Source organism: Pseudomonas sp. CP-1, assembly GCF_021213715.1.
GTDB classification, from domain to species: Bacteria; Pseudomonadota; Gammaproteobacteria; order Pseudomonadales; family Pseudomonadaceae; genus Pseudomonas; species Pseudomonas aeruginosa.
This window is the reverse complement of record NZ_JAJQKY010000005.1, coordinates 93,352-106,344: the sequence shown is the minus strand read 5'-3', so window position 1 is coordinate 106,344 and position 12,993 is coordinate 93,352. Positions and strand designations below refer to the sequence as shown.

The window sequence follows — 12,993 nt, the reverse complement described above, 5'->3', positions numbered from 1 at the left end:
AACGTTAGAACCTTTGGTTCCTTAAGTCCCGCCGGAGGAATTCCCTGCCGACCGCGGCGACACCCATGAAAAAGCCCGCCGGATGGCGGGCTTCTCGCGTCTGGCGACGAGCCTCAGATGCGCTGCGGCCCGTTGCGCTCGGACACCTGTCCGTTGAGGGTCCAGAAGTCGTAGAGCACGCCGAGGAAGAACAGGCCGCCGGTGAACAGGTAGATGATCCCGGTGATCCACTTGCCCATGTACATCCTGTGCACGCCGAGCACGCCGAGGAAGGTCAGCAGGATCCAGGCCACGTTGTAGTCCAGGTTGCCGCCCTGGAAGCGCCGGTCGGCCTCGCGGTCCATCGACGGGATGAGGAACAGGTCGATGATCCAGCCGATGAAGAACAGGCCGAAGGTGAAGAACCAGATCGTCCCGGTGATCGGCTTGCCGTAATAGAAGCGGTGCGAACCGGTGAAACCGAAGATCCACAGCAGGTAGCCGATGGCCTTGCTATGGGTGTCGTGCTGTTGAGTCATGCGTCCCCCCTCGTTCCGTGCGCGGCTGCGGCCGCGCCTGAGCCGCAGGTTAGCGGAGCGGCGGACGCCGCGCCAGAGCGGCCCGGCGCATGACAGTTTTGCAATTGCCTATCCTGTAGGCTGGTGCTGCCGCCACCGCCCCACAGGAGCCGCCATGAGCGCCGGACACGAGCACAGCTTCGCCCAGACCAACTCGACCCGCCTGAAATGGGCGTTGCTGCTGACCGGAAGCTTCCTCGTCGCCGAGGTCGTCGGCGGCATCCTCACCGGCAGCCTGGCGCTGATCTCCGATGCCGCGCACATGCTCACCGACGCCGTGGCCCTGGCCATCGCCCTGGCCGCGATCAACATCGCCAGGCGCCCGACCAACGATCGCCTGACCTACGGCTACCACCGCTTCGAGATCCTCGCCGCGGCGTTCAACGCCTTCCTGCTGTTCGGCGTGGCCTTCTATATCCTCTACGCGGCCTACGAGCGGCTCAACCAGCCGGCGGAGATCCAGTCCGTGGGCATGCTGGTGATCGCCGTGCTCGGTCTGCTGGTGAACCTGGCCAGCATGCGCCTGCTGGCGCCGGCCCAGGGCAACAGCCTGAACGTCAAGGGCGCCTACCTGGAGGTCTGGAGCGACATGCTCGGCTCGCTGGGGGTGATCGTCGCCGCGATCGTGATCCGTTTCACCGGCTGGGCCTGGGTCGACTCGCTGGTGGCGGTGCTGATCGGTTTCTGGGTCCTGCCGCGCACCTGGATCCTGCTGCGCGAGAGCCTGCATGTGTTGCTCGAAGGGGTGCCGAAGGAAATCCAGTTGGCCGAGCTGCGCGAAGCGCTGCTGGGGATTCCCGGCGTGACCGGGCTGCACGACCTGCATGTGTGGTCGATCACCAGCGGCAAGATCAGCCTGACCAGCCATCTGGTCTACGACCCGGCCCTGGTCGACGCCGAGGCGCTGCTGGGAACGGTGAAGGCGCTGCTGCACGACCGCTACGAGATCGAACACAGCACCCTGCAACTGGAAACCTCGGCCTGCGCCCAGGCCGAGGAGCCGCTGGCCTACTGAAGACGGTTCAGCGGAAGCGCCGGCCGGCAGGGTCGTCGTCGGTGATTTCCAGGCTCAGGCCCTGGGTCAGGTTCGACAGGTGGTCGGCGTCGCTTTCCGAACCGAGCTTGATCATCAGGCGCAGGTCGTTGGCCGAGTCGGCGTGGGCCAGGGCGTCCTCGTAGGTGATCTCGCCCTGGGTGTAGAGCTGGTACAGCGCCTGGTCGAAGGTCTGCATGCCCTGCTCGGTGGAGCGCTTCATCAGCGGCTTCAGCTCGTGCACCTCGCCCTTGCGGATCAGGTCGGCGGCCAGCGGGGTGTTCAGCAGCACCTCGATCACCGCCCGCCGCCCCTTGCCGTCGGGGGTCGGCACCAGTTGCTGGGCGACGATGGCCTTGAGGTTCAGCGACAGGTCCATCCACACCTGGCCATGACGGTCGGCCGGGAAGAAGTGGATGATCCGCTCCAGCGCCTGGTTGGCGTTGTTCGCGTGCAGGGTCGCCAGGCACAGGTGGCCGGTCTCGGCGAAGGCCACGGCATGGTCCATGGTCTCCCGCGAGCGCACCTCGCCGATCATGATCACGTCCGGCGCCTGGCGCAGGGTGTTCTTCAGCGCCACCTCGAAGGAGTCGGTGTCCAGCCCCACCTCGCGCTGGGTGACGATGCAGCCCTGGTGCTGGTGGATGTACTCGATCGGGTCCTCGATGGAGATGATGTGCCCGGTGGAGTTCTTGTTGCGGTAGCCGATCATCGCCGCCAGCGAGGTGGACTTGCCGGTGCCGGTGGCGCCGACGAAGATCACCAGGCCGCGCTTGGTCAGCGCCAGCTTCTTGAGGATTTCCGGGAGCTTCAGCTCTTCCAGGGTCGGGATGTTGGTCTCGATCCGGCGCAATACCATGCCCACCAGGTTGCGCTGGTAGAAGGCACTGACCCGGAAGCGGCCGATGCCGCGGGCGCTGATGGCGAAGTTGCACTCATGGTTCTCGGCGAAATCGCGGCGCTGCTGCTCGTTCATCACGCCTAGCACGGTCTCGCGGGTCTGCTCCGGCGACAGCGGCGTCTTGGTCACCGGCATCACCCGGCCGTTGACCTTCATCGACGGCGGTACGCCGGCGGTGATGAACAGGTCGGAGCCGCCCTTTTCCACCATCAGGCGCAGCAGCTTTTCGAATTCCATGATGTTCTCGCTCACTCAGGGGCGCGCCGCGACGGCGAGCCGGATGCGGGCGAGCGGGCGCTGGACGCGCTCGCCGGCAAGGATAGGTAGGAATGCGCCTACGGTACCGCTCTCCCGCTCTTGAATCCTAGACGCAGTTCCGGGATTCGGGCGAAGCGCGGCGGATCGGCGCCAGGATCAGAAGTTTTCCGGGATCTTCGCCTTCTCGCGGGCATTCTCGCGGCTGATCAGGCCCTTGGCGACCAGGCCCTTGAGGCACATGTCGAGGGTCTGCATGCCCAGCGAGCCGCCGGTCTGGATCGCCGAATACATCTGCGCGACCTTGTCCTCGCGGATCAGGTTGCGGATCGCCGGGGTGCCGATCATGATCTCGTGGGCCGCCACCCGGCCGCCGCCGATCTTCTTGATCAGGGTCTGCGAGATCACCGATTGCAGCGACTCGGAGAGCATCGAGCGAACCATGGCCTTTTCCTCGGCCGGGAACACGTCGACCACCCGGTCGATGGTCTTCGCCGCCGAGGTGGTGTGCAGGGTGCCGAATACCAGGTGGCCGGTCTCCGCCGCGGTCAGGGCCAGGCGGATGGTTTCCAGGTCGCGCATCTCGCCGACCAGGATGATGTCCGGGTCCTCCCGCAGCGCCGAGCGCAGCGCTTCGCTGAAGCCGAGGGTGTCGCGATGCACCTCGCGCTGGTTGACCAGGCACTTCTTCGATTCGTGGACGAATTCGATCGGGTCCTCGATGGTGAGGATGTGGTGGTACTTGGTGTTGTTCAGGTAGTCGAGCATCGCCGCCAGGGTGGTGGACTTGCCCGAACCGGTCGGCCCGGTGACCAGTACCAGCCCGCGCGGGACGTCTGAAACACGTTTGAACACTTCTCCCATGCCAAGCTCCTCCATGGTCAGTACCTTGGAGGGAATGGTCCGGAATACCGCCCCGGCGCCACGGTTCTGGTTGAAGGCGTTGACCCGGAAACGCGCGACGCCCGGCACCTCGAAGGAGAAGTCGGTCTCGAGGAATTCCTCGAAGTCCTTGCGCTGCTTGTCGTTCATGATGTCGTAGATCAGCGCATGCACCTGCTTGTGTTCCAGCGGTGGCAGGTTGATCCGGCGTACATCGCCATCCACCCGGATCATGGGCGGCAGGCCGGCGGAGAGGTGCAGGTCCGAAGCGCCCTGTTTGGCACTGAAGGCGAGCAGCTCGGTAATATCCATGGGACTCCCCAATTACAAGCAAGCAGGTAGAATGCCGCCAAAGCCGCCGTCTCGGACAAGGAAAACACCGGATGAACCAGGGTGCTTCCAGGACACGCGTGGTGTCCTGCGCCAGACGCGGAACCTCGACACTGGAACAGGAAGATGGCCATCGAGGCCGGCGGTTTCGAGGGCGTCTAGCCGACGCCGACCGCACTTCCATAGGGCGCAGGTAATGTCCACGATAGCAGAGAATATTGCAAAGGTTGCCGCACGCATCCGTGAGGCAGCGCAAGCTGCGGGGCGCGATCCGGCCACGGTCGGCCTGCTCGCCGTGAGCAAGACCAAGCCCGCCGCCGCGGTGCGCGAGGCGCACGCCGCCGGCCTTCGCGACTTCGGCGAAAACTACCTGCAGGAGGCCCTCGGCAAGCAGGCCGAACTGGCCGACCTGCCCTTGAACTGGCACTTCATCGGCCCCATCCAGTCGAACAAGACGCGGCCCATCGCCGAGCATTTCCAGTGGGTGCACTCGGTGGACCGGTTGAAGATCGCGCAGCGCCTGTCGGAGCAACGCCCGGCCGGGCTGCCGCCCCTGAATGTCTGCCTGCAGGTCAACGTCAGCGGCGAAGCCAGCAAGTCCGGCTGCGCCCCCGAGGACCTGCCGGCCCTGGCCGAGGCCGTGAAGCAACTGCCCAACCTCCGATTGCGTGGCCTGATGGCCATCCCCGAACCCACCGCCGAACGCGCCGCGCAACACGCCGCGTTCGCCCGCCTGCGCGAACTGCTGCTGGACCTGAACCTTGGCCTGGACACCCTGTCCATGGGCATGAGCGACGACCTCGAGGCAGCCATCGGCGAAGGTGCGACCTGGGTCCGCATCGGTACCGCCCTGTTCGGCGCCCGCGACTACGGCGCGCCGGCTTCTTGAAGGAATCCCCTATGAGCACACCCCGCATAGCGTTCATCGGCGCCGGCAACATGGCCGCCAGCCTGATCGGCGGCCTGCGCGCCCAAGGCGTGCCGGCGGCGCAGATCCGCGCCAGCGACCCGGGCGCCGAGCAACGCGCGAAGATCGCCGGCGAGTTCGCCATCGACGTGGTCGAGTCCAACGCCGAGGCCGTGGCCGACGCCGACGTCGTGGTCCTGTCGGTCAAGCCGCAGGCCATGAAAGCCGTGTGCCAGGCCTTGGCGCCGGCGCTGAAGCCGGAGCAACTGATCGTCTCCATCGCCGCCGGCATCCCCTGCGCCAGCCTCGAAGCCTGGCTCGGCCAGCCGCGCCCGGTGGTCCGCTGCATGCCCAACACCCCGGCGCTGCTGCGCCAGGGCGCCAGCGGGCTGTACGCCAACGCGCAGGTCAGCGCCGCGCAACGCGAGCAGGCCGGGCAGTTGCTGTCCGCGGTAGGCATCGCCCTGTGGCTGGACGACGAAGCGCAGATCGACGCGGTGACCGCGGTGTCGGGCAGCGGCCCGGCGTATTTCTTCCTGCTGATGCAGGCCATGACCGACGCCGGCGAGAAGCTCGGCCTGTCCCGCCAGACAGCCTCGCGCCTGACCCTGCAGACCGCCCTCGGTGCGGCGCAGATGGCGCTGTCCAGCGAGGTCGAGCCGGCCGAACTGCGGCGCCGGGTGACTTCGCCCAACGGCACCACCGAGGCGGCGATCAAATCCTTCCAGGCCAACGGCTTCGAAGCACTGGTGGAGCAGGCCCTGAACGCCGCCAGCCAGCGCTCCGCCGAGCTGGCCGAACAGCTTGGCCAATAAGGAGTAGTCGATGATCGGCCTCAACACCGCTGCTATCTATATCCTCCAGACCCTCGGCAGCCTCTACCTGCTGATCGTGCTGCTGCGCTTCATCCTGCAACTGGTCCGCGCGGACTTCTACAACCCCCTCAGCCAGTTCATCGTGCGCGCCACCAAGCCGCTGCTGAACCCGCTGCGGCGGATCATCCCCGGCTTCGGCGGGATCGACCTGGCCTCGCTGGTGCTGGCGATCCTGATCCAGCTGGTGCTGATGATCCTGATCCTGATGCTGATGGGCTACGGCGTCGGCGGCTTCATCATGCAACTGCTGATCTGGTCGATCATCGCCGTCACCTCGCTGTTCCTGAAGGTGTTCTTCTTCGCCCTGATCATCAGCGTGATCCTTTCCTGGGTCGCCCCGGGCAGCTACAACCCCGGCGCGCAACTGGTGAACCAGATCTGCGAACCGCTGCTGATGCCGTTCCGCAAGCTCCTGCCGAACCTCGGCGGACTGGATCTCTCGCCGATCTTCGCGTTCCTCGCGCTGAAGCTGATCGACATGCTGGTGATCAACAACCTGGCGGCCATGACCGGCATGCCCCAGCAGTTGAGCATCTTCCTCTGAGCTTCTACCGCTGGGACGGCGAGGACCTGCTCCTCGATTGCCACCTGCAGCCCAAGGCGAGCCGCGACGAGTTCGCCGGGCTGCACGGCGAACGCCTGAAGATCCGCCTCACCGCACCGCCGGTGGAGGGCAAGGCCAACGCCCATCTGCTGGCCTTCCTCGGCAAGGCCTTCGGCGTGGCCAAGAGCCTGGTGAGTCTCGAAAGCGGCGAGCTGAACCGGCAGAAACGGGTGCGCATCCGCCGTCCGACCCGATTGCCGGAGGAACTGGGGATCGCCGCTCGACCCGCTTGACCGACCTTACGTGCAGGAATGTGAAGCAGGCCAATTGACGCTCCCCCGCTCCCCCGCATAATCCACGCCATCCTTCCCCCGCCGGTCCCGCGCCCTGGAGCCCCTGGATGAGCATGGAAAGACTCAGCCATCAAATCGACGCCTACGTCGCCTGGAAGCGCGAGCTGATGCGGGAAATCACCCGCTATCGCGGCTGGCTGGAGCGCAGCCGGCTGAACAGCCCGGCGGTCGAGGCCAAGCTCGAACGCGCCCTGCGCCAACTGCGCGCGGACCACATCACCCTGGCCTTCGTCGGCGAGTTCTCGCGTGGCAAGACCGAGCTGATCAACAGCCTGTTCTTCGCCGGCTACGGCCAGCGCATGCTGCCGTCCCACGCCGGGCGCACCACCATGTGCCCCACCGAGCTGTTCCACGATCCGCGCGCCGAGCACAGCTACATCCGCCTGCTGCCGATCGAGACGCGCCTGGCCGACGCCAGCGTCGCCCAGTTCAAGCGCGTGCCGCGCCACTGGGTGAACATTCCGCTGGACACCGGCGACCCGGAGGGCATGGCCCAGGCCTTCGCCCAGGTCGCCAAGACCAAGGCGCTGCCGGTGGAACAGGCGATCCAGCTCGGCTTCCATCCGGATGCCCTGGAAGCCGCCGACGAACCCGACCAGGTGCGCGTCCCGGCCTGGCGCCACGCCCTGGTCAACTTCGACCACCCGCTGCTGCGCCAGGGCCTGCGGATCCTCGACACGCCCGGCCTGAACGCCCTCGGCAGCGAGCCGGAGCTGACCCTGTCGATGCTGCCCAACGCCCAGGCGATCCTGTTCCTGCTGTCCGCCGACGCCGGTGTCACCGCCTCGGACATGGAAATCTGGCAGAAGTACATCCAGCCACTGCGCGAGGACGGCCACAGCAGCCTGTTCGCCGTGCTGAACAAGATCGACGTGCTCTGGGACGACCTTTCCGGCGAGCGCTTCGTACAGAACGCCATCCGCCTGATCCAGGACGGCACGGCCCGCCAGCTCGGCCTGCAGCGCGGCGACGTGCTGCCGCTATCGGCGAAGCAGGCGCTGCTGGCCAAGGTCCGCGGCGAACCGGCGCTGCTCGAACGCAGTCGCCTGGATCGGCTGGAAGCGCTGCTCTGCGAGCGCATCGTCGCGCAGAAGGAAGCGCTGCTGGAGAACGCCGTGCTCGGCCAGGTCCTCGGCCTGCTGCACAACAGCCAGCATCTGCTGCGCCTGCGCCTGGAGAAGGTCGAGGAACAGCGCGCGCTGCTCGACGACAAGCAGCGCGACAGCGGCCAACTGCTGTTCGAACTAACCGCGAAGACCAAGGACGACCACGGCCGCCACCACCGCCGCCTGCTCAACCTGAAGACCAACCAGCGCCTGCTGCAGCACCAGGGCGCGACGCTGCGCGAGACGATCCGCAGCGAACGCATGGAACAGCACCTGCAGAAGGTGCGGCGCAACCTCAACGGCAGCCTGACCACGGTCGGCATCAACCAGGCGATCCTGGCGTTCTTCCGCGCGGTGGAGCACGACCTCGACAACCTCGAGCACGAGGCCGGCATGGCCAACCGCATGGTCGCCGCCATCTACCGCCGGCACAACGAGGAGAACCCGCTCTACGCCCTCGACGCGCCGCAGCTGCGGGTCCAGCGCTACCAGCGCGAACTGTTGCAACTGAAGAAGAAGGGCGACCAGTTCCGCCTGCAGCTGAAGACCGTGCTTACCGAGCAACGCCTGCTGACCCGGCGCTTCTTCGCCACCCTGGTGCAGGAGGTGGTCGGCCTGCACCAGCGCTTGCGCGAGGAAACCGAGCGCTGGGCCAACGACGCGCTGATGCCGCTGATGCAGCACACCCTGGAAAACAAACAGTTGCTCGAAAGCCACATGCTCCGCCTCAAGGGCCTGGCCCAGGAGACCCAGCAGGTACGCCAGCGCAGCCAGGCCTTCGCCGGGTTCGCCGAGGAATTGCAGGAACAGTTGCGCGAAGCCGGCGACATCCTCCGCCAGTTGCGCCGCCCCTCGCCCCTGCAGCGCCAGGCCAAGGTGGTCAACCTGCCCGGCTCGCAGCGCGCCTGACCCCGCTCCCACGGCGCGCGCCAGCGCGCTTGCCGCTGGGGGCGACGCTCTTTAGACTGGCGCCCTCCTTTGTTCGAGAGCAGGGTCGATGCCCACAGTCTTCCCCGACGACTCCGTCGGTCTGGTCTCCCCCCAGACGCTGCACTTCAACGAACCGCTCGAGCTGACCAGCGGCAAGTCCCTGGCCGAGTACGACCTGGTGATCGAAACCTACGGCGAGCTGAATGCCACGCAGAGCAACGCGGTGCTGATCTGCCACGCCCTCTCCGGCCACCACCACGCCGCCGGCTACCACAGCGTCGACGAGCGCAAGCCGGGCTGGTGGGACAGCTGCATCGGTCCGGGCAAGCCGATCGACACCCGCAAGTTCTTCGTCGTCGCCCTCAACAACCTCGGCGGTTGCAACGGATCCAGCGGCCCCGCCAGCATCAATCCGGCGACCGGCAAGGTCTACGGCGCGGACTTCCCGATGGTTACGGTGGAAGACTGGGTGCATAGCCAGGCGCGCCTGGCAGACCGCCTCGGCATCCGCCAGTGGGCCGCGGTGGTCGGCGGCAGCCTCGGCGGCATGCAGGCGCTGCAATGGACCATCAGCTATCCCGAGCGCGTCCGTCACTGCCTGTGCATCGCCAGCGCGCCGAAGCTGTCGGCGCAGAACATCGCCTTCAACGAAGTCGCCCGGCAGGCGATTCTTTCCGACCCTGAGTTCCTCGGCGGCTACTTCCAGGAACAGGGCGTGATTCCCAAGCGCGGTCTCAAGCTGGCGCGGATGGTCGGCCATATCACCTACCTGTCCGACGACGCCATGGGCGCCAAGTTCGGCCGTGTACTGAAGACCGAGAAGCTCAACTACGACCTGCACAGCGTCGAGTTCCAGGTCGAGAGCTACCTGCGCTACCAGGGCGAGGAGTTCTCCACCCGCTTCGACGCCAATACCTACCTGCTGATGACCAAGGCGCTGGACTACTTCGACCCCGCCGCCGCCCACGGCGACGACCTGGTGCGCACCCTGGAGGGCGTCGAGGCGGACTTCTGCCTGATGTCCTTCACTACCGACTGGCGTTTCTCGCCGGCCCGCTCGCGGGAAATCGTCGACGCCCTGATCGCGGCGAAAAAGAACGTCAGCTACCTGGAGATCGACGCCCCGCAAGGCCACGACGCCTTCCTCATGCCGATCCCCCGGTACCTGCAAGCCTTCAGCGGTTACATGAACCGCATCAGCGTGTGAGGACCCGATGCGCGCCGATCTCGAAATCATCCAGGAATGGATTCCCGCCGGCAGCCGCGTCCTCGACCTCGGCTGCGGCGACGGCGAACTCCTGGCCTGGCTGCGCGACCACAAGCAGGTCAGCGGCTACGGCCTGGAGATCGACCCCGACAACATCGCCCGTTGCATCGAAAACGGGGTGAACGTGATCGAGCAGGACCTCGACAAGGGCCTGGGCAACTTCGCCAGCGACAGCTTCGACGTGGTGGTGATGACCCAGGCGCTACAGGCCGTGCACTATCCGGACAAGATCCTCGAAGAGATGCTGCGGGTCGGCAAGACCTGCATCATCACCTTCCCCAACTTCGGCCACTGGCGCTGCCGCTGGTACCTGGCGCGCAACGGCCGGATGCCGGTCTCCGAGTTCCTGCCGTATACCTGGTACAACACGCCGAACATCCATTTCTGCACCTTCCAGGACTTCGAGCGCCTGTGCCGCCAGTTGCGCATGCGCGTGCTCGACCGCCTGGCCGTGGACCGTGACCACCGGCATGGCTGGGCCAGCCGGCTGTGGCCTAATCTATTGGGTGAGATTGGAATCTACCGGGTCACCGGACCCGGAGTGCAGACCCGCAACCTCGCCGTCTAGGAACGCGCCAGGCTGCGGGCCAGGGCCGGGCGCCCCTCCGCTCGTCCTCGGGAGAGCGCTGCCGAAGCCGGCCAAGGCCGCCGGCAGCAGACCATGGACAACGTCCATGCCACCTTTCAGGAGAAACCACCATGCGCCGCTTCACCGCTTTCGTCCTCGGCCTCTGCCTGAGCCTGCCGGTCCTCGCCGAGCAGGTGCAGCGCTTCGGCGACCTGGACGTCCACTACAACGTGTTCAACTCCAGCTTCCTCCAACCCAACGTGGCCAGCGCGGTCGGCCTGGTACGCAGCAAGGCGCAGGGCGTGATCAACGTGGTGCCGATGGAGAAAGGCAAGCCGGTGGAGGCCAGCGTGACCGGCTCCGCCAAGGACCTGACCGGCAAGGTCATCCCCCTGGAGTTCCGCCGGGTCAGCGAGGAAGGCGCCATCTACAACCTGGCGCAGTTCCCGATCAGCCAGCGCGAGACCCTGGTCTTCACCATCAAGGTCGAGGCCAAGGGCGAACCTGCGCAAACCTTCAGTTTCAACAAGGAAATCTTCCCGGACGAATGATCAAGCTCGAACAGCTGGTGCTGGCCAGCCACAATGCCGGCAAACTCAAGGAACTCCAGGCCATGCTCGGCGCCAGCGTGAAGGTGCGCTCGATCGGCGAGTTCAGCCAGGTGGAACCGGAGGAAACCGGTCTTTCCTTCGTCGAGAACGCCATCCTCAAGGCACGCAACGCCGCACGCCTCTCCGGCCTGCCGGCGCTGGCCGACGACTCCGGGCTGGCGGTGGACTTCCTCGGCGGCGCGCCGGGCATCTACTCGGCGCGCTATGCCGACGGCCGGGGCGACGCGGCGAACAACGCCAAGCTGCTGGAGGCCATGAAGGATGTCCCGGACGCCGAGCGCGGCGCACAGTTCGTCAGCGTGCTGGCGCTGGTGCGCCACGCCGACGACCCGCTGCCGATCCTCTGCGAGGGCATCTGGGAAGGCCGCATCCTTCGCGAAGCCCGCGGCGCCCACGGCTTCGGCTACGACCCGCTGTTCTGGGTGCCGGAACGCGACTGCTCCAGCGCCGAGCTGGCGCCCGAGGAGAAGAACCGCCTCAGCCACCGGGCCCGCGCCATGGCCCTGCTCAAGCAGCGCCTGGGCCTCTGAGCCGCAGCCGCCGGCGCCGCCCCCGGGCGGCGTCGGCACGGCGTTTCGTCCGGCCGCCTTGGAGGTTGGCCGAACTCATGCCACGATAGCGCCCCGAAACCGCCCCCACCCCGCCCCGCCCGTGACCCAAGCCACCCCGTTCCAGCTCCCGCCCCTGGCCCTGTACGTGCACATCCCGTGGTGCGTGCGCAAGTGCCCGTATTGCGACTTCAACTCCCACGCCGCTGGCCCGGAGCTGCCCGAAGAGGCCTATGTCGACGCCCTGCTCGCCGACCTGGAGCAGGACCTGCGCCATGTCCACGGCCGGCGCCTGGGTTCGATCTTCTTCGGCGGCGGCACGCCCAGCCTGTTCTCGGCCAAGGCCCTGGGCCGGCTACTGGAAGGCGTCGAGCGCAGGGTCGGCTTCGCCGACGGCATCGAGATCACCCTGGAAGCCAATCCCGGCACCTTCGAACAGGTCAAGTTCGCCGACTACCGGCGCCTCGGCATCAATCGCCTGTCCATCGGCGTGCAGAGCTTCCAGGCCGACAAGCTGCAGGCTCTGGGGCGCATCCACGACGGCGCCGAGGCAGTGCGCGCCGCCGACATGGCGCGCCAGGCCGGCTTCGACAACTTCAACCTCGACCTGATGCACGGCCTGCCCGGGCAGAGCCTCGACGACGCCCTGGCCGACCTGCGCCAGGCCCTCGCCCTGGCCCCCACGCACCTCTCCTGGTACCAACTGACCATGGAGCCGAACACGGTGTTCTGGAGCCAGCCGCCGGAGCTGCCCGAGGACGACATCCTCTGGGACATCCAGGAAGCCGGCCAGGCCCTGCTCGACGAGCACGGCTACCGCCAGTACGAGACCTCCGCCTACGCCCGCGACGGCCTGCGCGCCCGGCACAACCTGAACTACTGGAGCTTCGGCGACTTCCTCGGCATCGGCGCCGGCGCCCACGCCAAGCTGAGCGCGCCGGACGGACGCATCGTGCGGACCTGGAAGACCCGCCTGCCGAAGGACTACCTCAACCCGCAAAAGGCCTTCCAGGCCGGCGAGCGCCCGCTGGAAGCGGCCGACCTGCCATTCGAGTTCATGATGAACGTGCTGCGCCTGGTCGACGGCGTCCCCGCCGCGCTCTACCCGCAGCGCACCGGCCAGCCACTGGCGGCGATCGCCGATGCCTGCGCCGCTGCGCGCGACGCCGGGCTGCTCGCCGACGACCCGCAGCGCCTGCGCCCCAGCGAACGCGGCCAGCTGTTCCTCAACGACCTGCTGCAACATTTCCTGCCGTGACGACGGATGCACGCCCATCCGTGCCGGCAGGCAGGTAAACTCCGCCGACCGACACGCCGATTCGTTAC

General features: G+C 66.9%; 14 protein-coding genes. 11 read left to right on the top strand and 3 right to left on the bottom strand.

Translation table 11 applies throughout. The features are described 5' to 3' along the window. Positions 1-113: 113 nt before the first annotated feature. Positions 114-518 (bottom strand): NINE protein, encoded by a 405-nt coding sequence (locus LT948_RS12280; RefSeq protein WP_003084560.1) that lies wholly within the window; start codon positions 516-518, stop codon positions 114-116. 154 nt (positions 519-672) lie between these two features. Here LT948_RS12280 and czcD point away from each other — a divergent pair, with 154 nt between their 5' ends. Beyond that, the gene (gene czcD, locus LT948_RS12275) at positions 673-1,572 is read left to right on the top strand and encodes a CDF family zinc transporter CzcD (RefSeq protein WP_003100957.1); all 900 of its coding nucleotides are present in this window, start codon (positions 673-675) and stop codon (positions 1,570-1,572) included. 7 nt (positions 1,573-1,579) lie between these two features. Here the strand turns inward: czcD and pilU are convergent, their stop codons facing one another. Beyond that, complete coding sequence (gene pilU, locus LT948_RS12270) at positions 1,580-2,728, bottom strand: type IV pilus ATPase PilU (RefSeq protein ID WP_003110016.1); 1,149 nt, start codon at positions 2,726-2,728, stop codon at positions 1,580-1,582. Positions 2,729-2,905: 177 nt separating this feature from the next. Then, on the bottom strand, positions 2,906-3,940 hold the full coding sequence (gene pilT / locus LT948_RS12265; RefSeq protein WP_003084552.1) for a type IV pilus twitching motility protein PilT: 1,035 nt from the start codon (positions 3,938-3,940) through the stop codon (positions 2,906-2,908). Between the two features lie 214 nt (positions 3,941-4,154). Between pilT and LT948_RS12260 the strand changes: the two genes are divergently transcribed. From LT948_RS12260 to hemW, 10 genes are all read left to right on the top strand, one after another. After that, the gene (locus LT948_RS12260; RefSeq protein WP_003084549.1) at positions 4,155-4,847 is read left to right on the top strand and encodes a YggS family pyridoxal phosphate-dependent enzyme; all 693 of its coding nucleotides are present in this window, start codon (positions 4,155-4,157) and stop codon (positions 4,845-4,847) included. Positions 4,848-4,858: 11 nt separating this feature from the next. Next, positions 4,859-5,680 (top strand): pyrroline-5-carboxylate reductase, encoded by an 822-nt coding sequence (gene proC, locus LT948_RS12255; RefSeq protein WP_023092309.1) that lies wholly within the window; start codon positions 4,859-4,861, stop codon positions 5,678-5,680. A gap of 10 nt (positions 5,681-5,690) precedes the next feature. Further along, the gene (locus tag LT948_RS12250) at positions 5,691-6,284 is read left to right on the top strand and encodes a YggT family protein (RefSeq protein WP_003084544.1); all 594 of its coding nucleotides are present in this window, start codon (positions 5,691-5,693) and stop codon (positions 6,282-6,284) included. Beyond that, on the top strand, positions 6,281-6,577 hold the full coding sequence (locus LT948_RS12245) for a DUF167 domain-containing protein (RefSeq protein ID WP_031628111.1): 297 nt from the start codon (positions 6,281-6,283) through the stop codon (positions 6,575-6,577). The genes LT948_RS12250 and LT948_RS12245 overlap by 4 nt, the downstream gene beginning before the upstream one ends. Positions 6,578-6,684: 107 nt before the next feature. Continuing rightward, on the top strand, positions 6,685-8,652 hold the full coding sequence (locus tag LT948_RS12240; RefSeq protein WP_023874831.1) for a dynamin-like GTPase family protein: 1,968 nt from the start codon (positions 6,685-6,687) through the stop codon (positions 8,650-8,652). An 88-nt stretch (positions 8,653-8,740) separates the two neighbouring features. Beyond that, the gene (metX, locus tag LT948_RS12235) at positions 8,741-9,880 is read left to right on the top strand and encodes a homoserine O-succinyltransferase MetX (protein ID WP_003084535.1); all 1,140 of its coding nucleotides are present in this window, start codon (positions 8,741-8,743) and stop codon (positions 9,878-9,880) included. A gap of 7 nt (positions 9,881-9,887) precedes the next feature. Further along, complete coding sequence (gene metW, locus LT948_RS12230) at positions 9,888-10,508, top strand: methionine biosynthesis protein MetW (RefSeq protein WP_003084530.1); 621 nt, start codon at positions 9,888-9,890, stop codon at positions 10,506-10,508. A gap of 131 nt (positions 10,509-10,639) precedes the next feature. Further along, on the top strand, positions 10,640-11,059 hold the full coding sequence (locus LT948_RS12225) for a DUF4426 domain-containing protein (protein WP_003084528.1): 420 nt from the start codon (positions 10,640-10,642) through the stop codon (positions 11,057-11,059). Next, positions 11,056-11,649, top strand: coding sequence for an RdgB/HAM1 family non-canonical purine NTP pyrophosphatase (gene rdgB, locus LT948_RS12220; protein WP_003084527.1), 594 nt, complete (start codon positions 11,056-11,058; stop codon positions 11,647-11,649). The genes LT948_RS12225 and rdgB overlap by 4 nt, the downstream gene beginning before the upstream one ends. Positions 11,650-11,770: 121 nt before the next feature. Further along, entirely contained in the window at positions 11,771-12,925 is a 1,155-nt protein-coding gene (hemW, locus tag LT948_RS12215) for a radical SAM family heme chaperone HemW (RefSeq protein ID WP_003117893.1), read from the top strand. The last annotated feature ends 68 nt before the right edge of the window (positions 12,926-12,993 follow it).

Bases quoted from the DNA above. Each gene is read 5' to 3' on its own strand.
- LT948_RS12280 (WP_003084560.1), bottom strand. From the start codon at position 518: ATGACTCAACAGCACGACACCCATAGCAAGGCCATCGGCTACCTGCTG.
- czcD (WP_003100957.1), top strand. From the start codon at position 673: ATGAGCGCCGGACACGAGCACAGCTTCGCCCAGACCAACTCGACCCGC.
- pilU (WP_003110016.1), bottom strand. From the start codon at position 2,728: ATGGAATTCGAAAAGCTGCTGCGCCTGATGGTGGAAAAGGGCGGCTCC.
- pilT (WP_003084552.1), bottom strand. From the start codon at position 3,940: ATGGATATTACCGAGCTGCTCGCCTTCAGTGCCAAACAGGGCGCTTCG.
- LT948_RS12260 (WP_003084549.1), top strand. From the start codon at position 4,155: ATGTCCACGATAGCAGAGAATATTGCAAAGGTTGCCGCACGCATCCGT.
- proC (WP_023092309.1), top strand. From the start codon at position 4,859: ATGAGCACACCCCGCATAGCGTTCATCGGCGCCGGCAACATGGCCGCC.
- LT948_RS12250 (WP_003084544.1), top strand. From the start codon at position 5,691: ATGATCGGCCTCAACACCGCTGCTATCTATATCCTCCAGACCCTCGGC.
- LT948_RS12240 (WP_023874831.1), top strand. From the start codon at position 6,685: ATGAGCATGGAAAGACTCAGCCATCAAATCGACGCCTACGTCGCCTGG.
- metX (WP_003084535.1), top strand. From the start codon at position 8,741: ATGCCCACAGTCTTCCCCGACGACTCCGTCGGTCTGGTCTCCCCCCAG.
- metW (WP_003084530.1), top strand. From the start codon at position 9,888: ATGCGCGCCGATCTCGAAATCATCCAGGAATGGATTCCCGCCGGCAGC.
- LT948_RS12225 (WP_003084528.1), top strand. From the start codon at position 10,640: ATGCGCCGCTTCACCGCTTTCGTCCTCGGCCTCTGCCTGAGCCTGCCG.
- rdgB (WP_003084527.1), top strand. From the start codon at position 11,056: ATGATCAAGCTCGAACAGCTGGTGCTGGCCAGCCACAATGCCGGCAAA.